Origin of the sequence: Pseudomonas sp. MWU12-2029 (genome assembly GCF_023242425.1) — a bacterium.
In the GTDB taxonomy this organism is placed as follows: Bacteria; Pseudomonadota; Gammaproteobacteria; order Pseudomonadales; family Pseudomonadaceae; genus Aquipseudomonas; species Aquipseudomonas kribbensis.
The window spans coordinates 130,534-150,381 of sequence record NZ_JALJDY010000007.1 but is presented as its reverse complement, the minus strand read 5'-3'; the positions used below and the strand labels follow the sequence as shown (position 1 = coordinate 150,381).

Annotated in this window: 20 protein-coding genes; 6 read left to right on the top strand and 14 right to left on the bottom strand. The window is 60.3% G+C overall.

Annotated elements, in window-relative coordinates; genetic code table 11:
- The first annotated feature begins 162 nt into the window (after positions 1 to 162).
- The 4 genes from M5B44_RS18925 (at position 163) to M5B44_RS18910 (ending at position 5,223) form a co-directional block, all read left to right on the top strand.
- Positions 163 to 1,935: an N-acetylglutaminylglutamine amidotransferase gene (locus M5B44_RS18925; protein ID WP_248740150.1), complete on the top strand. Its 1,773-nt coding sequence runs from the start codon at positions 163 to 165 to the stop codon at positions 1,933 to 1,935.
- Between the two features lie 3 nt (positions 1,936 to 1,938).
- On the top strand, positions 1,939 to 3,684 hold the full coding sequence (gene ngg / locus M5B44_RS18920) for an N-acetylglutaminylglutamine synthetase (protein ID WP_248740149.1): 1,746 nt from the start codon (positions 1,939 to 1,941) through the stop codon (positions 3,682 to 3,684).
- A gap of 61 nt (positions 3,685 to 3,745) precedes the next feature.
- Positions 3,746 to 4,936, top strand: a complete 1,191-nt coding sequence (locus tag M5B44_RS18915) for an osmoprotectant NAGGN system M42 family peptidase (RefSeq protein WP_248740148.1) — start codon at positions 3,746 to 3,748, stop codon at positions 4,934 to 4,936.
- A gap of 59 nt (positions 4,937 to 4,995) precedes the next feature.
- Complete coding sequence (locus tag M5B44_RS18910) at positions 4,996 to 5,223, top strand: YheU family protein (RefSeq protein ID WP_248740147.1); 228 nt, start codon at positions 4,996 to 4,998, stop codon at positions 5,221 to 5,223.
- A 5-nt stretch (positions 5,224 to 5,228) separates the two neighbouring features.
- Here M5B44_RS18910 and csrA read toward each other — a convergent pair whose 3' ends face one another.
- The 3 genes from csrA to M5B44_RS18895 all read right to left on the bottom strand — a co-directional run bounded on the left by csrA (position 5,229) and on the right by M5B44_RS18895 (position 6,762).
- Positions 5,229 to 5,414 (bottom strand): carbon storage regulator CsrA, encoded by a 186-nt coding sequence (gene csrA / locus M5B44_RS18905; RefSeq protein ID WP_248740146.1) that lies wholly within the window; start codon positions 5,412 to 5,414, stop codon positions 5,229 to 5,231.
- A 136-nt stretch (positions 5,415 to 5,550) separates the two neighbouring features.
- Positions 5,551 to 5,883: a YnfA family protein gene (locus M5B44_RS18900; protein WP_085710895.1), complete on the bottom strand. Its 333-nt coding sequence runs from the start codon at positions 5,881 to 5,883 to the stop codon at positions 5,551 to 5,553.
- 63 nt (positions 5,884 to 5,946) lie between these two features.
- Positions 5,947 to 6,762, bottom strand: a complete 816-nt coding sequence (locus M5B44_RS18895) for an SDR family oxidoreductase (protein ID WP_248740145.1) — start codon at positions 6,760 to 6,762, stop codon at positions 5,947 to 5,949.
- 256 nt (positions 6,763 to 7,018) lie between these two features.
- On the opposite strand from M5B44_RS18895, the gene M5B44_RS18890 reads away from it, so the two are divergent.
- On the top strand, positions 7,019 to 7,177 hold the full coding sequence (locus M5B44_RS18890; protein ID WP_169432680.1) for a DUF3309 family protein: 159 nt from the start codon (positions 7,019 to 7,021) through the stop codon (positions 7,175 to 7,177).
- A gap of 60 nt (positions 7,178 to 7,237) precedes the next feature.
- Here the strand turns inward: M5B44_RS18890 and M5B44_RS18885 are convergent, their stop codons facing one another.
- The 10 genes from M5B44_RS18885 to M5B44_RS18840 all read right to left on the bottom strand — a co-directional run bounded on the left by M5B44_RS18885 (position 7,238) and on the right by M5B44_RS18840 (position 16,684).
- Positions 7,238 to 9,331 carry an LTA synthase family protein gene (locus tag M5B44_RS18885; RefSeq protein ID WP_085710897.1) on the bottom strand — a complete coding sequence of 698 codons (2,094 nt, stop codon included), beginning with the start codon at positions 9,329 to 9,331 and terminating at the stop codon, positions 7,238 to 7,240.
- 313 nt (positions 9,332 to 9,644) lie between these two features.
- A complete protein-coding gene (locus M5B44_RS18880; protein WP_085710898.1) occupies positions 9,645 to 10,250 on the bottom strand; it encodes an START domain-containing protein in 606 nt (201 codons plus the stop codon).
- Between the two features lie 41 nt (positions 10,251 to 10,291).
- On the bottom strand, positions 10,292 to 10,546 hold the full coding sequence (locus M5B44_RS18875; RefSeq protein ID WP_085710899.1) for a YkgJ family cysteine cluster protein: 255 nt from the start codon (positions 10,544 to 10,546) through the stop codon (positions 10,292 to 10,294).
- Positions 10,547 to 10,712: 166 nt separating this feature from the next.
- The gene (locus tag M5B44_RS18870; RefSeq protein WP_248740144.1) at positions 10,713 to 11,192 is read right to left on the bottom strand and encodes a translation initiation factor 2; all 480 of its coding nucleotides are present in this window, start codon (positions 11,190 to 11,192) and stop codon (positions 10,713 to 10,715) included.
- Between the two features lie 78 nt (positions 11,193 to 11,270).
- Entirely contained in the window at positions 11,271 to 12,710 is a 1,440-nt protein-coding gene (locus M5B44_RS18865) for a PLP-dependent aminotransferase family protein (RefSeq protein ID WP_003226969.1), read from the bottom strand.
- 200 nt (positions 12,711 to 12,910) lie between these two features.
- Positions 12,911 to 13,723 carry an OmpA family protein gene (locus M5B44_RS18860; protein ID WP_134827730.1) on the bottom strand — a complete coding sequence of 271 codons (813 nt, stop codon included), beginning with the start codon at positions 13,721 to 13,723 and terminating at the stop codon, positions 12,911 to 12,913.
- Positions 13,720 to 14,076 carry a DUF4398 domain-containing protein gene (locus tag M5B44_RS18855; protein ID WP_096820990.1) on the bottom strand — a complete coding sequence of 119 codons (357 nt, stop codon included), beginning with the start codon at positions 14,074 to 14,076 and terminating at the stop codon, positions 13,720 to 13,722. Before M5B44_RS18855 ends, M5B44_RS18860 begins: the two co-directional genes overlap by 4 nt.
- A 9-nt stretch (positions 14,077 to 14,085) precedes the next feature.
- Complete coding sequence (locus M5B44_RS18850) at positions 14,086 to 14,922, bottom strand: substrate-binding periplasmic protein (RefSeq protein ID WP_248740143.1); 837 nt, start codon at positions 14,920 to 14,922, stop codon at positions 14,086 to 14,088.
- An 80-nt stretch (positions 14,923 to 15,002) separates the two neighbouring features.
- Positions 15,003 to 15,932: an electron transfer flavoprotein subunit alpha/FixB family protein gene (locus M5B44_RS18845; protein ID WP_248740142.1), complete on the bottom strand. Its 930-nt coding sequence runs from the start codon at positions 15,930 to 15,932 to the stop codon at positions 15,003 to 15,005.
- 2 nt (positions 15,933 to 15,934) lie between these two features.
- The gene (locus M5B44_RS18840) at positions 15,935 to 16,684 is read right to left on the bottom strand and encodes an electron transfer flavoprotein subunit beta/FixA family protein (RefSeq protein ID WP_007950859.1); all 750 of its coding nucleotides are present in this window, start codon (positions 16,682 to 16,684) and stop codon (positions 15,935 to 15,937) included.
- Positions 16,685 to 17,208: 524 nt separating this feature from the next.
- Between M5B44_RS18840 and M5B44_RS18835 the strand changes: the two genes are divergently transcribed.
- Positions 17,209 to 18,873 (top strand): electron transfer flavoprotein-ubiquinone oxidoreductase, encoded by a 1,665-nt coding sequence (locus M5B44_RS18835; protein ID WP_085696964.1) that lies wholly within the window; start codon positions 17,209 to 17,211, stop codon positions 18,871 to 18,873.
- Positions 18,874 to 18,939: 66 nt separating this feature from the next.
- Here M5B44_RS18835 and M5B44_RS18830 read toward each other — a convergent pair whose 3' ends face one another.
- Entirely contained in the window at positions 18,940 to 19,830 is an 891-nt protein-coding gene (locus M5B44_RS18830) for an AraC family transcriptional regulator (protein ID WP_248740141.1), read from the bottom strand.
- Between the last annotated feature and the right edge of the window lie 18 nt (positions 19,831 to 19,848).

Below are 19,848 nucleotides of genomic sequence, written 5' to 3'. Positions count from 1 at the left end.
TCTGATTTCCCGCAGGATGCTAATTGCCCACCGGTCCGACTGATGCGCTTATAACCGATCGTTCTAAAACTCCCACATCCGCACCGGGTCAGTTTCTGGGTACCGGCCATTTCGGCGCGGTTCAGCAACACCCTCCCCAACGGAAAAACCGGTAAGGACTTTATGTGCGGATTAGCTGGCGAGTTACGTTTTGATCAACAACCTGCAGACCTTGCAGCCATCGAGCGAATCACCCATCACCTGGCGCCTCGCGGCCCCGACGCGTGGGGTTTCCATGCCCAGGGGCCGATTGCCCTGGGCCATCGACGCCTGAAAATCATGGACCTGTCGGACGGCTCGGCGCAGCCGATGATCGACAGTCAACTGGGCCTGTCCCTGGCCTTCAATGGCGCGATCTACAACTTCCCGGAACTGCGCGCCGAACTCGAAGCGCTCGGATATGCGTTCTACTCCGGCGGTGACACCGAAGTGCTGCTCAAGGGCTATCACGCCTGGGGCGAAGCACTGTTGCCGAAACTCAACGGCATGTTCGCCTTCGCCATCTGGGAGCGCGATGCCCAGCGCCTGTTCATCGCCCGCGACCGTCTCGGTGTGAAGCCGCTGTATTTGTCGCGTACCAGCCAACGCCTGCGTTTTGCCTCGGCCCTGCCGGCGTTGCTCAAGGGTGGTGACATCAATCCGATTCTCGATCCGGTGGCGCTCAACCATTACCTGAATTTCCACGCCGTGGTGCCGGCGCCGCGCACCTTGTTGGCTGGCATCGAAAAGCTGCCGCCAGCGAGCTGGATGCTTATTGAAGCGGACGGCACCACCGAGCAGAAAACCTGGTGGACCCTGCCCTACGGCCCACACGACGATGAAAAAAACCTGACTCTCGAAGACTGGCGCGACCGCGTGCTCGACAGCACCCGCGAAGCCGTGGCGATTCGCCAACGGGCGGCAGTGGATGTCGGCGTGCTGCTTTCCGGTGGTGTCGACTCGAGCATGCTCGTCGGTCTGCTGCGCGAAGTCGGCGTGGAAAACCTATCGACCTTTTCCATCGGTTTCCAGGATGCCGGCGGCGAACGCGGTGACGAGTTCCAGTATTCCGATCTGATCGCCAAACATTACGGCACCCAGCACCATCAACTACGCATCGACGAAAAAGAGATCATCGAGCAACTGCCCGCCGCATTCCGCGCCATGAGCGAGCCGATGGTCAGTCACGACTGCATCGCCTTCTATCTGCTATCCCGCGAAGTGGCCAAGCACTGCAAGGTGGTGCAAAGCGGCCAAGGCGCCGACGAGTTGTTCGCCGGTTATCACTGGTATCCGCAGGTAGATGGCGCGGCCGATCCCTACACGGCCTATCGCGAAGCGTTTTTCGACCGCAGCTACGACGATTACGCCGCCACGGTGCAGCCGAAATGGCTGACGGCCAATGACGCTGCCGGCGACTTCGTGAAGGAACATTTCGCACAGCCCGGCGCCGATGCGGCGGTCGACAAGGCCCTGCGTCTGGACAGCACGGTGATGCTGGTGGACGACCCGGTCAAACGCGTCGACAACATGACCATGGCCTGGGGCCTGGAGGCGCGCACGCCGTTTCTCGACTATCGACTGGTGGAGTTGTCGGCCCGTGTGCCCGGCAAATTCAAACTGCCTGACGGCGGCAAACAGGTCTTGAAGGAAGCCGCGCGTCTGGTCATCCCGAGCGAAGTGATCGATCGCAAGAAGGGTTACTTCCCGGTGCCCGGCCTCAAGCATCTGCAAGGCGACACCCTGAACTGGGTGCGCGAACTGCTGCTGGATCCGAGCCAGGATCGCGGCCTGTTCAACCCCGCCATGCTCGACAAATTGCTGACCGATCCACAAGGCCAGTTGACCCCGCTGCGCGGCTCCAAGCTGTGGCAACTGGCGGCTCTGAACCTGTGGCTCAGCGAACAAGGAATCTGATCGATGAAACCTCACGCCACGGCTTACAGCCAACGGCTGCTGCGCGGTCAGACACCGTCCTACGAACGTTTGCAGGCGCGTCTGGCCGAGGATGGTAACCAACCGAGTGCCGAGCCGATTGCCGTGCATTGCGGCTGGGGTCGGTTGCTGATCGGCCACACATTCCCCGACCCGGCGAGCCTTGCCCAGGAGTTGCTCAACGAACAGCCGGGTGAGCGCGATATCGCGTTGTACGTGGCAGCGCCACAGCAGGTTCTCGGCCTGGAACCGACTCAACTGTTTCTCGATCCGTCCGACACCTTGCGCCTGTGGTTCAGCGATTACCGTCAGGCGACCCGGGTGTTTCGCGGCTTCCGCATCCGCCGCGCACAAAGCGAAGAGGACTGGCAGTCGATCAATCAGCTGTATCAGGCGCGCGGCATGTTGCCGATCGATGCCACGCTGCTCACCCCGCATCATCAGGGCGGGCCGGTGTACTGGCTGGCCGAGGACGAGGACAGCGGCGCGGTGATCGGCAGCGTCATGGGCCTCAACCATCAGAAGGCCTACAACGATCCGGAGAATGGCAGCAGCCTGTGGTGCCTGGCGGTCGATCCGCAGTGTTCGCGTCCCGGGGTCGGTGAAGTGCTGGTGCGGCATCTGATCGAACATTTCATGAGTCGCGGTTTGAGCTACCTGGATCTGTCGGTGTTGCACGATAACCGTCAGGCGAAGAACCTCTACGCCAAACTCGGCTTTCGCAATCTCTCGACCTTCGCCATCAAGCGCAAGAACGGCATCAATCAGCCGCTGTTTCTCGGGCCCGGGCCAGAGGCCGATTTCAATCCCTACGCGCGGATCATCGTCGAGGAAGCCCATCGACGGGGAATCGACGTTCAGGTGGATGACGCCGATGCCGGGCTGTTCACCCTCAGCCATGGCGGTCGCCGGGTGCGTTGTCGCGAGTCACTGAGCGACCTCACCAGCGCCATCAGCATGAATCTGTGCCAGGACAAAAGCCTGACCCACAAGGTGCTGAAAAACGCCGGGTTGAATGTGCCGTCACAGCAGCTGGCGGCGAACGCGGACGACAATCTGGCGTTTCTCGACGAGCACCAGCGGGTGGTGGTCAAACCGCTCGACGGTGAACAAGGTCAGGGTGTGGCCGTGGATCTGCAAAGCATCGAAGAGGTGCAGCAGGCAATCGATTCGGCGAAGCAGTTTGACAGCCGCGTGCTGCTCGAAAGCTTCCATGAAGGTCTCGACCTGCGGATTCTGGTGATCGGTTTCGACGTGGTTGCCGCGGCGATCCGGCGTCCGGCAGAGGTGGTCGGCGACGGCCATCATTCCATCGGCGCGCTGATCGAAGCCCAGAGCCGACGTCGGCAAGCGTCCACCGGCGGCGAAAGCAAAATCCCGCTGGACCACGAAACCCAGCGCACCCTGCACACGGCGGGTTACGACTACAGCAGCATCCTGCCGGCCGGCGAGCATCTGTTCGTACGGCGTACCGCGAACCTGCACACCGGCGGTACCCTTGAGGACGTCACGGCGATTCTGCATCCGACCCTGATCGATGCCGCCGTGCGCGCGGCGCGAGCGCTGGACATTCCGATGGTCGGGCTCGACCTGATGGTGCCCGCCGCCGATCAGCCGGAGTACGTGTTCATCGAAGCCAATGAACGCGCCGGTCTGGCCAACCATGAGCCGCAGCCGACGGCCGAGCGGTTTGTGGATCTGTTGTTTCCACACAGTCAGCCGGCCGTTTGATCTCTCTTCTGCGTCATTCCCGCACCCAACGCGGGGATGGCGCTCCGCAACAGGAGTTTCCATGACCACCCAAATTCCCGAACCGGATCTGAGCTACCTGCAAAAAGTCCTGCTGGAAATGCTCGCCATTCCCAGCCCCACCGGCTTCACCGACACCATCGTGCGTTACGTTGCCGAGCGTCTGGAAGAACTCGGCATTCCCTTCGAAATGACCCGACGCGGCACGATCCGCGCCACCCTCAAGGGCAAGAAAAACAGCCCCGACCGCGCCGTATCGGCGCACCTGGACACCATCGGTGCCGCCGTGCGCGCGGTGAAGGACAACGGCCGTCTGACCCTGGCGCCGGTCGGTTGCTGGTCGAGCCGTTTTGCCGAGGGCAGCCGCGTGAGTTTATTTACCGACAACGGCGTGATCCGTGGCAGCGTGTTGCCGCTGATGGCGTCCGGGCACGCCTTCAACACCGCCGTGGACGAGATGCCGATCAGCTGGGACCACGTCGAATTGCGTCTGGATGCCTACTGCGCGACCCGCGCCGATTGCGACTCGCTGGGTATCAGCGTGGGGGATGTGGTGGCGTTCGATCCGCTGCCGGAGTTCACCGAAAGCGGCCATATCAGCGCCCGTCATCTGGACGACAAGGCCGGGGTCGCGGCGCTGCTCGCAGCGTTGAAAGCTATCGTCGACAGCGGTCAGGAGTTGATGATCGATTGTCACCCGCTGTTCACCATCACCGAGGAAACCGGCAGCGGCGCGGCGGCGGCCCTGCCCTGGGATGTCAGCGAGTTTGTCGGGATCGACATCGCGCCGGTTGCGCCCGGCCAGCATTCCAGCGAGCACGCGGTGAGCGTGGCGATGCAGGATTCCGGCGGACCCTATGACTATCACCTGTCGCGACATCTGCTGCGTCTGGCCGGTGAGCATGAGTTGCCGGTGCGCCGCGACCTGTTCCGCTATTACTTCAGCGACGCCCATTCGGCCGTCACCGCCGGCCACGACATTCGCACCGCCCTGCTCGCCTTCGGCTGCGATGCGACCCACGGCTATGAACGCACGCACATCGACAGCCTGGCTGCGCTCAGTCGTCTGCTGGGGGCGTACATCCTGAGTCCGCCGGTGTTCGCCAGCGATGCGCAACCGGCCAACGCATCACTGGATCGCTTCAGTCACCAGATCGAGCACGAGACGCAAATGGAAAGCGACACCCGGGTGCCGTCGGTGGACAGCCTGGTGGGGCAACGCTCGGACAGTTGAGTCTGGCCCTCGGCGATCATTCGCCGTAGCATCCCGACATTGATTTAGCCGAGGTGCCCATGCTGATTCCCTACGACGCGCTCGAAGTCGACACCCTGACCCGCCTGATCGAGGATTTCGTCACCCGCGACGGCACCGACAACGGTGACGACACCCCGCTGGAAACCCGCTTGTTGCGGGTTCGTCAGGCCCTGACCAAAGGCCAGGCGCTGATCGTCTTCGATCCGGACAGCGAGCAATGCCAGTTGATGCTCAAGCACGACGTGCCCAAGCACCTGTTCGACTGAAACGGTCAGCGGCCCTTGCCGCTGGCCTGCTTCTGCTGGATCCGCTCGTAGACTTCGGCACGGTGCACGTTGACCTGCTTTGGCGCCTCGACGCCGAATCGCACGCTGGAGCCATTGACCGCCAGAACGCGCAAAGTGATGTTGTCGCCGATGGAAATCAGTTCACCGACAACACGGCTGAGTACAAGCATGAGGGTTGTCCTTCAAGGTTTTCGAGCCTTGAAGATGCGCGGCTTTCGAGCGCCCTACAATGCGCTGCGGGCAAATCAGTCAAACCCTACACGCCCAGGCGCTTTAGCCTTCAGACGCTTCCTTCAACTCTGTGTTTCAGGTCGCCGAAAACCGTGGCCCGAACAGAATCACGCTGGCACCGATCACGCACAAGGCGACACCGATCCAGTCCGACCCCAGCGGGCGGATGCGCTCGACCACGGCCAGCCAGCCAATCGAGGCAATGATGTAGATGCCACCGTAAGCGGCGTAGGCGCGACCGGCGTAGGTCGCTTCAACACGCGTCAACAGCAGCGCAAACAGGGTCAGGCTGAGCAGCGCCGGGATCACCCACAAGGCACTTTTGCCCTGGCGCAACCACATCCAGAAAGCGAAACAACCGGCGATTTCGAACAGCGCGGCGAGGAAAAACCACAAGTAGTTGAGCATGCAGATGACTCGTCAGGGTGACTGTGGCGGTCACCCTAACGACGGGGCTCTGGCGGTGCAAGTTCAGCCGTTGTTCTGTCTGGCCTTGGCGCGCATCTTTTCGGCCATCGCGGTCATTTCGTTGTATAGCAACTGCGGATTCTTCTGCTTGATCGCCCAGGCCATGCGTCCCTGTTCGTGAGGCAGGATCATGAACTCGCCGGCGGCGACCTGCTTGTAGATGTAGTCGGCGATATCGGCGGCGGTAATCGGCGAACTTTCCAGCAACTTGCCGACCTGCGCTTTCATGGCCGGCGTCGGGCCACGGAACGAGTCCAGCAGATTGGTCTGGAAGAACGACGGGCAAACCACATGGACACCGACTTCCTGCTGGGCCAGTTCGATCAGCAGGCTCTCGGACAACGCCACCACACCGGCCTTGGCCACGTTGTAGTTGCTCATCGCCGGGCCTTGCATCAGTGCCGCCATCGAGGCGATGTTGATGATCTTGCCCTTGCTCTGTTCCAGCAGCGGCAGGAACGCCTTGCAGCCCTTGACCACGCCCATCAGGTTGATCGCGATCTGCCAGTCCCAGTCTTCCAGCGACAGCTCGCTGAAGAATCCGCCCGAGGCCACACCGGCGTTGTTGACGATGATGTCGATACCACCGAGCTTCACTTCGCAGGCCTGGGCGAACGCGGTGAGCTGGCTGTAATCGCGTACGTCGCAACGCTGGATGAAGCCGTCGCCGCCGGACTCGCGAACCAGTTTGAGAGTTTCCTGCAGGCCCGGCTCACTGACATCCGACAAGGCCAGTTGCCAGCCTTCACGCGCCCAGCGCAGCGCGATTTCGCGACCCAGGCCGGAGCCCGCGCCAGTGATCATCATGCGATTTTGCATAACAGACAGCCTTGTTGTTCCGGGGAAGATGCGCGGAGTGTAGCGAAGGATCCGGAGCGACCCACGCTCCATCAGATTGCTGAATGGCAAGAGCAAACCGTGGCATCGAACGAAATAAGACTGTGAACCAAATACGTTAAAAAAACATTGAATTTTCTTTCATGCGCGCCAGTCGGAATTTGTAAGCCGTCTGGATTTAGTTCAACTTCCAGCCGCCCTTGAACAACGAGACTCCTCAGACACTATCAACAAGGAAATCGACATGGGCACAATTCTTATCATTATCCTGATCCTGTTGCTGATCGGTGGTCTGCCGGTCTTCCCGCACTCCAGAAGTTGGGGTTACGGTCCTTCGGGCATTATCGGCGTAGTGCTGGTTGTACTGTTGGTGCTGCTGTTGCTCGGCCGCATATGACCTTTTGACCGACAAAAAAAGAGGCCCTGAAAAGGGCCTCTTTTTTATTGCGCGGAATGATCAGTCCGGCTTGCCGTTAATCACACCGGCGGTGTTGTCGAGCAGGCTCTTGGTAGCCGTCTGCAGGAACGCTTCGAGCTTGAGTTTCAACTCGGCGGTGCGTGGTGCGTCCGGAATGATTTCAGCCGAAGGATTCGCGCCCAGTTGGTACTGATAGATCTTCGGCGCCATTTCCTTCTCTTTCGGCAGTACCAGAATCTGGTCAGCAGTCACGATGGCAGTGGTCTGCTCGCTGCCCGACGGCTTGATCACACCGAAACCGGTGTCGCCTGCCGGCAGGTTGAGCAGGTCACGTCCCCAGCACTGATGACGCACTTCGCCACCCAGACGACCCATGATGGTCGGCACGATGTCGATCTGCGTGCCCACGGTGTGGTCACGTGTACCGAATTTTTCCTGGATGCCTGGTGCGATCATCAGCATCGGCACGTTGAAGCGGCCCAGGTCCATTTCGGTGATCTGACGCTCGTTGCCGAAGCCGTGGTCGCCGACGATGACAAACAGGGTTTCCTTGAAGTAAGGCTCCTTGCGGGCCTTCTCGAAGAACTGGCCCAGTGCCCAGTCTGCGTAACGCATGGCGGTCAGGTGCTCGTTGAGCGTGCCACGGTCGGTCACGCGTTCGACCGGCAATGGCGTCGGCAAGGCGTACGGCGTGTGGTTGGACAGGGTTTGCAGCAGCGCGTAGAACGGCTTGCCGTTTTCCCGTGCCTTCAGTTCCACCAGACCGCGGTCGAACATGTCCTGGTCGGACACGCCCCAGGTCGGATCGGAGAACACCGGGTTGACGAAGTCATTGCGGCCAACGAAGTTGGTCATGCCCTGGTTGCTGAAGAAACCGGACTGGTTGTCCCAGGCGAAGTCACCGTTGTAGACGTAGACGTCGTCATACTTGCGCGCGCTGAGCAACTGCGGCAGGCCGGACAGTTTGTGGCTGCCTTCCGGGGTCTGCATCAGGTATTCGAAACCCGGCAGGTTCGGGAAGCACGCCATGGTGGCGAACATGCCCTGGTGGGTGTGGGTACCGTTGGAGAAGAAGCGGTCGAACAGCAGGCCTTCCTTCGACAGTTTGTCGAGGTACGGCGTGATGTTGCCCGGCGCGCCCAGGGCGCCCACCGAGTGACCGGCCATGCTTTCCATGAGGATCACGACGACGTTCTTGATCGGCAGGGTCTTGTCGGCTGGCGGCGTGTAGTCACGACGCACGGCGGCGATGTCGGCATCCACCAGTTTGTCGTCCGGCATCACCAGCATGTCGCGCACGACCTTCTGCGCCTGATCCTGCGGCAGCGTGGCCTTCCAGATGTTGTTGCGGTCTTCGCCCATGCGGTCCTTGGCTGCCGCGATCAGCGACAGGGTGCCATTGAGGCCGAGCTGGTTGGCGAAGTTCGATTCGGTGGTGTAAACGTCACCCCAGCGCAGTGGCGGGCCTTGACGCAGGGTGCCACGCACGGCGACCACACAGATCAGCAGGCACACCACGAACACCGCCAGACGCGCATACCATGGCGCCACCTGACGGGTGCCGACGTTGCCGCCGCTGAACGGGCCACGCGGACGGGTCAGGCGGTCGGCGCCCTTGAACGCCAGCGTCAGGATCACCGTGCCCACGGCCCAGGCCAGCAGGTAGCGCACCACCGGGAAACCGTACCAGAGCATGCTCATCACGGTTTTCGGGTCTTCCTTCACGTACTGGAACACCAGGCCGTTGAGGCGCTGGTGGAACTCGCGGTAGAAGTCCATCTCCATCAGGCCGAGGAACAGCGCGATGCTGGAGGTCACGGTCAGCCACAGGCGGAAGAACCCGCGCGCGGCCATGGCCCGGGCACTGAACAGCGCCAGGACCATCGGAACGCAGAGGTAGACCACCAGGCGCAAGTCGAAGCGCAGGCCGTTGGCGAAGGCTTCGAGGAACGTCGAGGCCGGGGTGTCGAGGATCATCTCGCGGTTGTAGACCAGCAGCGCGAGGCGCAGCACGGAAAACATCACCATCATGACCAGCGCGCACAAGAGCGTGTAGGCCAGATGCGATTTGACGGTCGGTTGCAGCAGGCGACTGGAAGATCGCTGCTGATTCAGGGCGTCCGGGTTTGCCATGTCGTTTTAGGACCCATTGGAAGTTGAAGTTGCAAAAATACAGCTGCGCCCTGCCCTCTGTTGGCCATTCCAGGCCCCGGGGCTTGCGCGGTGCGCAAATGTTGCACGATCACCGGCGGCATTGCCATTGATTACTGCCCCGCAGCCGGACTCTTTCATTAAAGGCACGGCATACCCGGACAGATTCAAATTGCGCGGGCGAATTGTCTTGAAGCGTTTGTGAAAATTTCGTGCAACGCATATCTGGAAACACAATATCGCTACAAAACAAAACGCCCCGAGTTCTTCGGGGCGTTTGCAGAGCACGCGATACTTACTTCTCGGCGCGTTCTTTCAGGGCTTTCAAGGTATTGAACGGTGCGTCGACCACGAACTTGTTGGCAATCATCGACGGCACGCTGCCACCCGGCTCGGTGTGGACCTGATAGGTCACTTCAACCTGGTCGCCCTTCGGCACGAATTTCCAGAAGCCTTTGACTTGAGCGACACGGACAAAGCCTTTTTCTTCCGGCAGGTACTTCGGCACGCCTTCCAGATTGCGAGTCAGGCTGCCATCGGCGCCTTCAACGGTGGTGACGTGCAGGATCGAGTCGCGCGGGGTTACCGGCCATGGCGTGTTGAACTGGGTGTAGGTCCAGCTCTGGTCGCCTTCGTGCTTGAGCAGTTTCTGGGTCTTGCACTCGTGAATCCAGGCACAGGCACCGGAAACGTCTTCCTGCAGTGCGCGCAGTTTGGCGACGGTGGTCTTCATCAAGGTCACGCCCTGATAAGACTTGTAGTCCGAACCCGGCACTTCGCTCAGGGAGACCTTGATGCCGTCTTCGTTCTTGGCCACTTTCCAGTCTTCAGCCTGGGCAGCCGAAGTGGCCAGCACGGCAGTCAAACCACACAACACAGCGATACGATGCAGCGAACCCATAGTCTTATTCCTTATTGTTTAAGTTCCGTACGTTTGACACATCACGCCGCCGTCATCTGCTCCCACCAGCCGAGCAGTCTGATCGCCTCTTCCTGACTGCTTCCGCAGACTTCAACATCGGCGCTGAACCCTGAACAGACGGCTGGACGTTCCGGCCGACCGAAAATGCTGCACAGGTTTTCGACCGAGAGCTGAACGCAACGTTCGCCGGCAGGTTTGCCATCGGGCATGCCTGGAATCGGCGAGCTGATGGAGGGGGCAATGCAACAGGCGCCACAGCCTTCACGGCATTTCATGACGACGAGTTCCTCGCGACGGGCAATGTGTTAAAGGGACGCGGAACAGGGTAACCGCTAAAACGGCTGTTTTAAATTCCCTGAACCGGGGTTTTTACGCAGAAACGAAAGTGACTGACCAGTCTCCGACAAAGCGTCTGGTCTGCGGGTCACGGATCGATTGAATTTACTGCTTGAATTCGAAATCCAGCGCCGCGCCTTCGACTTCACGGCGCTCTTCGTTACGCAGCTGCAACTGCATTTCGTTGCTCAGCAGGCGGCCGTTGAGCTGGAAACCGCTGTTCTTCTCGCCGAACATCTGCGGCAGGATCGCTTCGCGCTTGGGCAATGGCACGGCGCCAACCGGTTTCAGCTGCTGAACCATATCCCTGGGCAGGCTCAAGTCGAGCTTGGCCGGGGGTAGCGGCGTCTTGGCCACTTCACGGGCCGATTTCGACTTTGAGGCGATCGGCGCACGTTTCTTTGCCGGGGCGGCTTTCTTCTGTTGCTTGTCTTTCGCGGGAACGGCTTTCTTGCTGGCCACCGGCTTTTTCACCGTGGAGGCTGCTGTCGGTTTTTCCGAAACGGCAGCGGCCATGACAGCTGGCGCGTGACCGATCATCAACAGACAAAGCAAAACCCAGGCAGCAGGAAAAGTCGCTTTCATGGAACCTACAACGCTAACGGCAGAGGGCCATATGCTCGCCTGTTGAACGCCGCATGACAAGCGCGCGACACAGTCTGTTCAGAAACCGCCGGCCGTTTCCTGACACAGTTGAGTCGCCAGTAATCCCAAAGTCATCAACGCCCGCTCCGCCTCACGATTCCACGGCGTCCCGCAATTCAGGCGGATACAGTGGTTGAACTGCTCGGTATTACTGAAGATCAACCCGGGCGCGATGCTGATGCCTTGCTGTAACGCGCGGACATGCAATTCCTGGGTATTGACCCGCCCCGGCAGGCTCACCCAGAGAATGAAACCGCCCGTAGGCCGGGTCATCTGCGTGCCTTCAGGGAAGTACTGCTGCACCGCCAGCTGGAACGCGCTGAGGTTTTTTCGGTATTCCTGGCGGATGTACCGTAAATGCCGGTCATAACCGCCATTTTCCAGATAGGCGGCGATCGCCATTTGCGTGACGCTGCAAGCCGAATGCGTGGTGAAGGTCTGCAGACGCTGGATTTCCTGCTGATACTTGCCGGCAATCATCCAGCCCACGCGCACCCCCGGCGACAGGGTCTTGGAGAAACTCGAACAGTAAATGACCCGATCCAGCCGGTCGTAGGCCTTGAGGGCCTTGGTGCGGCCTTGCTCGAACATCAGTTCGCCATAGATGTCGTCTTCGACGATCTGGATATCGAAGTCCGATGCCAGACGCAGCAATTGTTTTTGCCGCTCTTCGGGCATGGTGCCACCCAGCGGATTGCTCAGCCGGGTCGTCAGCACCAGAGCTTTGATCGACCATTGGTTGGCCGCCAGTTGCAGGGCTTCGAGACTCATGCCGGTGGCCGGGTCGCTGGGGATTTCGATGACTTTCAGGCCCAGCAGGTCGGCCAGTTGCAGCAGTCCGTAATAGGTCGGTGATTCGGCGGCGATCAGATCGCCCGGACGGGTCAGCACCCGCAACGACATCTGCAAGGCATCGACACAACCGTGGGTGATCACCACTTCCGACGGATCGACCACCACACCGGCGTCGCGCATGCGGATCGCCACTTGTCGGCGCAACGGTTCGAAGCCCGGGCTGAACATGTAGCTGAAAGCGCGGGGGCTATGGAATCGGGTGACCTTGGCCAATTGCTGATGCAGCGCGCGCACCGGCAAGTAATCGACGCTCGGTACGGCTGCACCCAGCGGGAACACGCCTTCGCGGCGCGACTCGACCAATACTTGCTGAATAATGCTGGCGCGGGTGACCAGGCCAGGCCGTTCGACCCGGGCAATGTCCGGGGTCGGAGCGGTCAGGGCCGGCGTCTGGTGTACGTAGTAACCGGATTGCGGCCGTGCGCGGATCAGCCCCTGATCCTCGAGGTTGGCGTAAGCCTGCAACACCGTGGCATGGCTGACGTTGAGCTGCGAACTCATCTTGCGCACCGAAGGCACGCGCTCGCCCGGTTGATAGACGCCACGGCGGATGTCTTCGGCCAGTTGTTGAGCAATACGTTGGTAGAGCAAGAGATTGGTCATGACGCAGCACTCGATATCACGGGCGTTTTATTTTTGTGTGAACAATACCGGAACAGTTCTGAAGTGTACTGGGACAGTTGCCATATTAGTCAACCATACAGTCCAGTGTCGGATAAATCTGTACTGCTTTGTGAGGTAATCGACAGACGTAAAAAAGCCCGGCGCTGCATGACAGCCCGGGCTTTCCAGTAACGCCACCCTCAGCGGGCGGCGCCGAGCTGGCCCTTTTCGTCGGAGAACACGATTTCCACCCGACGGTTCTGTGCCCGCCCACGCTCGGAAGCGTTGGCGTCCACCGGGTATTCATCGCCGTAGCCTTCGACCTGAATGCGTTTTTCGTCGATGCCCAAGTCCGTCAGCACGTCGGCAACCGACTGTGCACGGTCACGGGACAGCTTGAGGTTTTCCTGTTTGCCGCCGGTGCTGTCGGTGTAACCCTCGATACGCACCACGCGCTTCGGATTGAGTTGCAGAAACTGCACGATCTTCAAGACCACGCGATTCGCCGAATTCTTCAGCTCCGCCTCGCCGGTGTCGAACAGTACGTCACCCAGGGTCATCACCAATCCACGGTCAGTCTGGGTGGTGGCCAGTGCGACAATCTGTTCCTCCAGCCATTTGCCCTGCTGCTGCACGCTCAACAGTTTGGACTCGCGCAGTGCCAGTTGCAGGCGTTGACGCTCAAGCTCCAGCTTCGCCGCACGCTCTTCGTTGAGCACCAGGTTGGTGTGCTCGCGGGCGATCTGGCTGTAGCGCTGGCTCAAATAGGAGTAATGCGCCACGTCGGAGCCACTGCCCCAATAAGTGGACAGGCGATCGGCACGAGCCAGGGATTCACCGGCACGGATCACGTCTTTCGGCGCGATACGCAGCACATTGGAATCTTCCTTGACCTTCTGGAAGTCAGCGCTGGCTTCCTGCAAGGCGGTTTCGCTGTGTTGACCGGCGCAACCGTAAAGGCTGGCGCAACCCACAAGGATCAGAGTGCCGAAGGCTTTTGAAGTCAGGTTCATTGGGCATCCCCCAGTTGCTTGCGCAGGCGGACGATGCGGGTGTTGAGCACGTTCAGTTGCTCTTCGCTCTTCTGGGTCAGCACTTTGGCTTCGGCCAGACGCGCATCCAGCTCGGCCTGTTCGGCACGCATCCGCGCGTTCTTGAAGGATTCGCCGGCCATGCTGCCCTTGGCCCGGTTGAATTTGTCTTCTGCCAGTTTCATTTCCGGCACTTCGTCGGCGGTGGCGCCGACGGCCTTGGCCTGCTCGAGCGCCTGCTCGGTCAAACGCATTTGTTCATTGGGTGCCGGATCGCTGGCGCAACCGGCCAGGGCCAGAACGGCCAGGGCCGTGAAAAGAACTCGATTACTCACTAAGAATCCCTACTGTTTTGGGGCGCTGACAGGTTGTTGCGGCGGCTGTTGCTGCTGCGCCTTCCAGCGCTCGATGTTGCGTTGCAGCGCGGCTTCCGTCAGGCCGGACGCGGGCAATTCTGTCATCTTTTTGGCCAGCTGTCCGCGCAACCACGGATCGTTACAGGCCGAGTTGTGGGAAAGCGCGAGGAACAGACCGGGGCGGTCAATCGGTTGCTCGAAGGCCAGCAGATCATTGGCCATGCCCAGTGCCTGCGCGGCCGCCATCCCCGAGTAGCGGCCGGCGAGTACATATTCCACCTCGCCCAGCAGAAGTTTCTGCAGGGCCTGAGTGAGGTTTGCCGTACGGGTCAGGGTCAATTGCTTCTCGGCGAAAGTACTGAATGCCTGGGTCATTCGAGACTTTTCCGACAATCCTCCTTGATGGCCCTGAAGATCCTTCGCTTCGCTGTAGACCAGGGTCGAGCCCTTGCGGGTCCACACCAGATAGTCGTTTTCCAGCAGTGGCGGATGGATGTAGTCGAGGTTTTCCAGCTCGTTGAAGGCCAGCGGCGCGTCGGCCAGCATGTCCATGCGCCCGCTGCGCACTTCGTCGAGGGCCTGCGAGCGCTTGCCGGCATACAGCAGTTCGACCTTGATGCCCAGGTCCTTCGCCACTTGCTGCAACAGGTCGGCACTGGCACCGATCAACTGTTTGGGATTCTGCGGATCCTGCCAGAGATACGGCGGTGCATCCGGGCTGCCGGTGACGACCAGTCGCTCGCATTTGCCCGCTGCCACGGACAACCCCGGCAGCAGGCTGGAACACAGCAATAACGAGAAGCCCAACCGGCGATGCAGATCCATGGCGAAACGCTCCCACTCAAATCCGAGACAAAAAAAAGCCCGACCAACAGGCCGGGCTCTTTATAAGTGAAGCCGCCGGATTAGACCAGCTTCTCCAGCTCAGGTACGGCTTCGAACAGATCCGCCACCAGGCCGTAATCGGCCACCTGGAAGATCGGCGCTTCTTCGTCCTTGTTGATCGCTACGATCACTTTGGAGTCTTTCATGCCGGCCAGGTGCTGGATCGCGCCGGAGATACCGACGGCGATGTACAGCTGTGGCGCAACGATCTTGCCGGTCTGACCGACCTGCATGTCGTTCGGTACGAAACCTGCGTCTACCGCGGCGCGGGAAGCACCCACGGCAGCGCCCAGCTTGTCGGCCAGAGCGTACAGGTGTTTGAAGTTGTCACCGTTCTGCATGCCGCGGCCGCCGGAAACGACGATCTTGGCGGCGGTCAGCTCAGGACGATCGGACTTGGCCAGTTCTTCGCTGACGAAGCTGGAAGTGCCGGCGTTGTGAGCAGCGGCGACCGATTCAACGGCAGCCGAACCACCTTCAGCAGCAACCGGGTCGAAACCGGTGGCACGCACGGTGATCACTTTGATTGCGGCGGTCGATTGCACGGTAGCGATGGCGTTACCGGCGTAGATCGGACGCTTGAAGGTGTCAGCGCTTTCTACCGAGATGATCTCGGAGATCTGGTCAACGTCCAGCTGGGCGGCAACGCGCGGCAGGATGTTTTTGCCGTTGGAAGTGGCGGCAGCCAGGATGTGGCTGTAACCCTTGCCCAGTTCGGCTACCAGTGGAGCAACGTTTTCCGGCAGCTGGTGCGCGTAGGCAGCATTGTCGGCGTTCAGGACTTTGCTCACGCCAGCGATTTTCGCAGCGGCTTCAGCCACGGCGCCAGCGCCCTGGCCTGCAACCAGAACGTGGATGTCGCCACCGACTTTGGCAGCGGCAGCAACGGTGTTCAGGGTGGCCGGGGCCAGCACCTTGTTGTCGTGTTCGGCGATTACCAAGATAGTCATGATTAGATTACCTTCGCTTCGTTTTTCAGTTTCTCGACCAGTTCAGCCACCGACTTGACCTTGATGCCTGCGCTGCGTGCAGCTGGCGCTTCGACTTTCAGGGTCTTGTTGGTGGAGGCGGTGGAAACGCCCAAAGCGTCCGGAGTCAGCGTCTCGAGAGGCTTCTTCTTGGCTTTCATGATGTTTGGCAGGGACGCGTAGCGCGGCTCGTTCAAACGCAGGTCGGTGGTGACGATCGCTGGCAGTTTCAGGGAAACGGTCTGCGCGCCGCCGTCGATTTCGCGGGTCACGGCAACGCTGTCGCCGGAGACTTCGACTTTCGAGGCGAAAGTGCCCTGACCGTAGCCGCTCAGTGCAGCGAGCATCTGGCCGGTCTGGTTGTTGTCGCTGTCGATGGCCTGTTTGCCCAGGATCACCAGCTGAGGCTGTTCCTTGTCGACCACGGCCTTGAGCAGCTTGGCCACGGCCAGGGAAGTCAGGTCTTCAGCGGATTCGACGAGGATGGCGCGGTCGGCACCCAGAGCCAGTGCGGTACGCAGCTGTTCCTGAGCGGTGGACGGGCCGATGGAGACGACGACGATTTCAGTCGCAACGCCTTTTTCTTTCAGGCGTACGGCTTCTTCCACTGCGATTTCGCAGAACGGGTTCATCGACATCTTGACGTTGGCGAGGTCTACGCCGGAATTGTCCGCCTTGACGCGAACCTTGACGTTGTAATCCACAACGCGTTTGACAGCTACAAGAACCTTCATGGATTCCTCGTTACTCTCCGGTGAAAAGAAAGTCGCCTAGGCGAACCTGGCGGTTGATGCTCATCGGGCACAAGGGCACCTCCAAAAACGCCGGCTGAGTCGGATGACCGTTCGTCAGTCGTGACCGACGAGTCATGCCGCTTCGCGGTGTGTAAACTGCGCGCCGAACTGCGCTGCGCATCACCGGATACCGCCTTCGCCCTGTCTTTAGAGGTGCTCTTGAAACCACCATTCAGCCTACGGCGAGCGCAAAACCGCCCGTATCTTGACCGGAACGCCCATTCTGGTCAATACGCCAAAATGCCCTGTCATAAGCCGCGCTTCTTTGATTTCTCTGGGCTGGAGCCGATTCAAACAAACGTTTGTATTGGACGCTAAGAGTGGTGTAGATATAATGCGCCGCCTAGAGAGAAAGGTGGTTTGCCCATTATTAGCCTTGACGTTAACGTAAAGGCAATAACGGATACGACACCGAACCTCCAAATTAGAAAAAAAACTGTTGAGCCTTGAGTAGGAGATAGCCTGTGGAACGCGAATACATGGAATTCGACGTGGTCATCGTCGGTGCCGGCCCCGCTGGCCTGTCCGCCGCCTGCCGTCTGAAGCAGAAGGCCGCCGAAGCCGGTAAGGAAATCAGCGTCTGCGTGGTCGAAAAAGGCTCCGAAGTCGGCGCGCATATCCTGTCCGGTGCCGTATTCGAACCACGGGCCCTGAACGAACTGTTCCCTGACTGGAAAGAACTCGGCGCGCCGCTGAACACGCCTGTCACCCGCGATGACATTTTCGTGCTGAAAAACGCCGAAAGCGCGCAGAAGATTCCAGACTTCTTTGTGCCCAAGACCATGCACAACGAAGGTAACTACATTATCTCCCTCGGCAACCTGTGCCGCTGGCTCGCTCAGCAGGCCGAGAATCTGGGCGTGGAAATCTACCCGGGCTTCGCCGCTCAGGAAGCCCTGATCGATGAAAACGGTGTGGTGCGCGGGATCATCACCGGCGACCTCGGTGTCGACCGCGAAGGCCATCCGAAAGAAGGCCTGTACACCCCGGGCATGGAACTGCGTGGCAAGTACACGCTGTTCGCCGAAGGTTGCCGTGGCCACATCGGCAAGCAACTGATCAAGCGCTACAACCTCGACAGCGATGCCGACGCCCAGCACTACGGCATCGGCCTGAAAGAAATCTGGGAAATCGACCCGGCCAAACACCAGCCAGGCCTGGTAGTACACACCGCCGGTTGGCCGATGGACATCATGGGCACCGAGAACACCGGCGGTTCCTTCCTCTATCACCTGGAAAACAACCAGGTTGTAGTCGGCCTGATCGTCGATCTGTCCTACAGCAACACCTACCTGTCGCCATTCGACGAATTCCAGCGCCTCAAGCATCACCCGGTACTCAAGCAGTACCTGGAAGGCGGCAAGCGCATCAGCTACGGCGCTCGCGCGATCTGCAAGGGCGGCCTGAACTCGCTGCCGAAAATGGTGTTCAAGGGCGGCGCGCTGATCGGTTGCGATCTCGGCACCCTGAACTTCGCCAAGATCAAGGGCAGCCACACCGCGATGAAGTCCGGCATGCTCGCCGCTGAATCCGTGGCCGACGCGCTGTTCGCCGAAAAGGATGGCACCGAAGAACTGACCACCTACGTCGACGCCTTCAAGAAGAGCTGGCTCTACGAAGAACTGTTCGCCAGCCGCAACTTCGGCCCGGCGATCCACAAGTTCGGCGCCATCGTCGGCGGCGGCTTCAACTGGCTGGACCAGAACATCTTCGGCGGCAAACTGCCGTTCACCCTGCACGACACCAAGCCGGATTACGCCTGCCTCAAGCTCGCGGCCGACTGCAAGAAGATCGACTACCCGAAACCCGACGGCAAGATCAGCTTCGACAAGTTGAGCTCGGTGTTCATCTCCGGCACCAACCATGAAGAAGAACAGCCGTGCCACCTGAAGCTGACCGACCCGACCATCCCGTTGAGCCGCAACCTGCCGATGTACGACGAACCGGCGCAGCGTTACTGCCCGGCCGGCGTGTATGAAGTGATCACCAAGGAAGACGGCGAGAAGCGCTTCCAGATCAACGCCCAGAACTGCGTGCACTGCAAGACCTGTGACATCAAGGATCCTTCGCAGAACATCACCTGGGTGACGCCGGAAGGCGCCGGTGGCCCGACCTACCCGAATATGTAAGTCGACCCGCTGAACATCAAGGCTCCCTTAATGGGGGCCTTTTTGTTGCCTGCGATTTGCCGAAAATCAAGCCGCCCGCTCGTCCCCCGGACTGCGCTCGAAATAGCGTTTGTACTCTCGACTGAACTGCGACGTGCTCTGATACCCCACCCGATGCGCCACCTGCGCCACTCCCAGCCCCTCGGCGATCAACAACGTCTGCGCCTTCAACAAACGTAAACGCTTCAGATACTGCACCGGCGACAGCAACGTGCTGCGTTTGAAATGCTCGTGAAAGGTCGACACGCTCATGTTCGCGCAACCGGCCAGCGTCTCGACATTCAACGGCTCGGTGTAATGCGCATGCAGATGACTGATCGACGCTGCCACCCGCGCGAACTGCCCCTGCTGCTCGACCAGCGCCCGCAGCACATCAGCCTGAGGTCCGCGCAACGCAACGAACAACAACTCCCGCACCCGCGCTGGCCCAAGAATCTGGCATTCCAGCGGATCGTGCAGACAGCGCAGCAAGCGTTCGACGCAACCGCGCATGTCATCGTCGAGCACCACCGAAGTCATCGACTCCGGTGTCTGCGCCGGAATATGTCGTCCCGGCGCCAGCCCCATGGCCAGCACCAGTTCACCGAGCAGCACCCGGTCGATCGCCACCGACACGCCGAGTAACGGCGCGTCCGGCAACGCATAGGTTTCGCACTCGAACGGCACCGGCAGGGCCTGGATCAGGTAATGCCCGGCGCCGTATTCCATGGTGCGCGGCCCCAGATACGCGAGCTTGCTGCCCTGGGCAATGATCATCAGGCTCGGCTCATAAATGTGCGGGCCACGAGCGACGTCGCAACTGGCGCGCAGCACCTGCACGCCCGGCAGCCCGGTCCGGCTGTAACCATCGCGCAGCGCCAGCGGTTCGATCAGCGAAACCAGGGTGGCGTTGGCATCTAGGTGACGGGTCAATTGCATCGGGTGGCTCTTCAGAAA

Bases quoted from the DNA above. Each gene is read 5' to 3' on its own strand.
- M5B44_RS18925 (WP_248740150.1), top strand. From the start codon at position 163: ATGTGCGGATTAGCTGGCGAGTTACGTTTTGATCAACAACCTGCAGAC.
- ngg (WP_248740149.1), top strand. From the start codon at position 1,939: ATGAAACCTCACGCCACGGCTTACAGCCAACGGCTGCTGCGCGGTCAG.
- M5B44_RS18915 (WP_248740148.1), top strand. From the start codon at position 3,746: ATGACCACCCAAATTCCCGAACCGGATCTGAGCTACCTGCAAAAAGTC.
- M5B44_RS18910 (WP_248740147.1), top strand. From the start codon at position 4,996: ATGCTGATTCCCTACGACGCGCTCGAAGTCGACACCCTGACCCGCCTG.
- csrA (WP_248740146.1), bottom strand. From the start codon at position 5,414: ATGCTTGTACTCAGCCGTGTTGTCGGTGAACTGATTTCCATCGGCGAC.
- M5B44_RS18900 (WP_085710895.1), bottom strand. From the start codon at position 5,883: ATGCTCAACTACTTGTGGTTTTTCCTCGCCGCGCTGTTCGAAATCGCC.
- M5B44_RS18895 (WP_248740145.1), bottom strand. From the start codon at position 6,762: ATGCAAAATCGCATGATGATCACTGGCGCGGGCTCCGGCCTGGGTCGC.
- M5B44_RS18885 (WP_085710897.1), bottom strand. From the start codon at position 9,331: ATGGCAAACCCGGACGCCCTGAATCAGCAGCGATCTTCCAGTCGCCTG.
- M5B44_RS18880 (WP_085710898.1), bottom strand. From the start codon at position 10,250: ATGGGTTCGCTGCATCGTATCGCTGTGTTGTGTGGTTTGACTGCCGTG.
- M5B44_RS18875 (WP_085710899.1), bottom strand. From the start codon at position 10,546: ATGAAATGCCGTGAAGGCTGTGGCGCCTGTTGCATTGCCCCCTCCATC.
- M5B44_RS18870 (WP_248740144.1), bottom strand. From the start codon at position 11,192: ATGAAAGCGACTTTTCCTGCTGCCTGGGTTTTGCTTTGTCTGTTGATG.
- M5B44_RS18865 (WP_003226969.1), bottom strand. From the start codon at position 12,710: ATGACCAATCTCTTGCTCTACCAACGTATTGCTCAACAACTGGCCGAA.
- M5B44_RS18860 (WP_134827730.1), bottom strand. From the start codon at position 13,723: ATGAACCTGACTTCAAAAGCCTTCGGCACTCTGATCCTTGTGGGTTGC.
- M5B44_RS18850 (WP_248740143.1), bottom strand. From the start codon at position 14,922: ATGGATCTGCATCGCCGGTTGGGCTTCTCGTTATTGCTGTGTTCCAGC.
- M5B44_RS18845 (WP_248740142.1), bottom strand. From the start codon at position 15,932: ATGACTATCTTGGTAATCGCCGAACACGACAACAAGGTGCTGGCCCCG.
- M5B44_RS18840 (WP_007950859.1), bottom strand. From the start codon at position 16,684: ATGAAGGTTCTTGTAGCTGTCAAACGCGTTGTGGATTACAACGTCAAG.
- M5B44_RS18830 (WP_248740141.1), bottom strand. From the start codon at position 19,830: ATGCAATTGACCCGTCACCTAGATGCCAACGCCACCCTGGTTTCGCTG.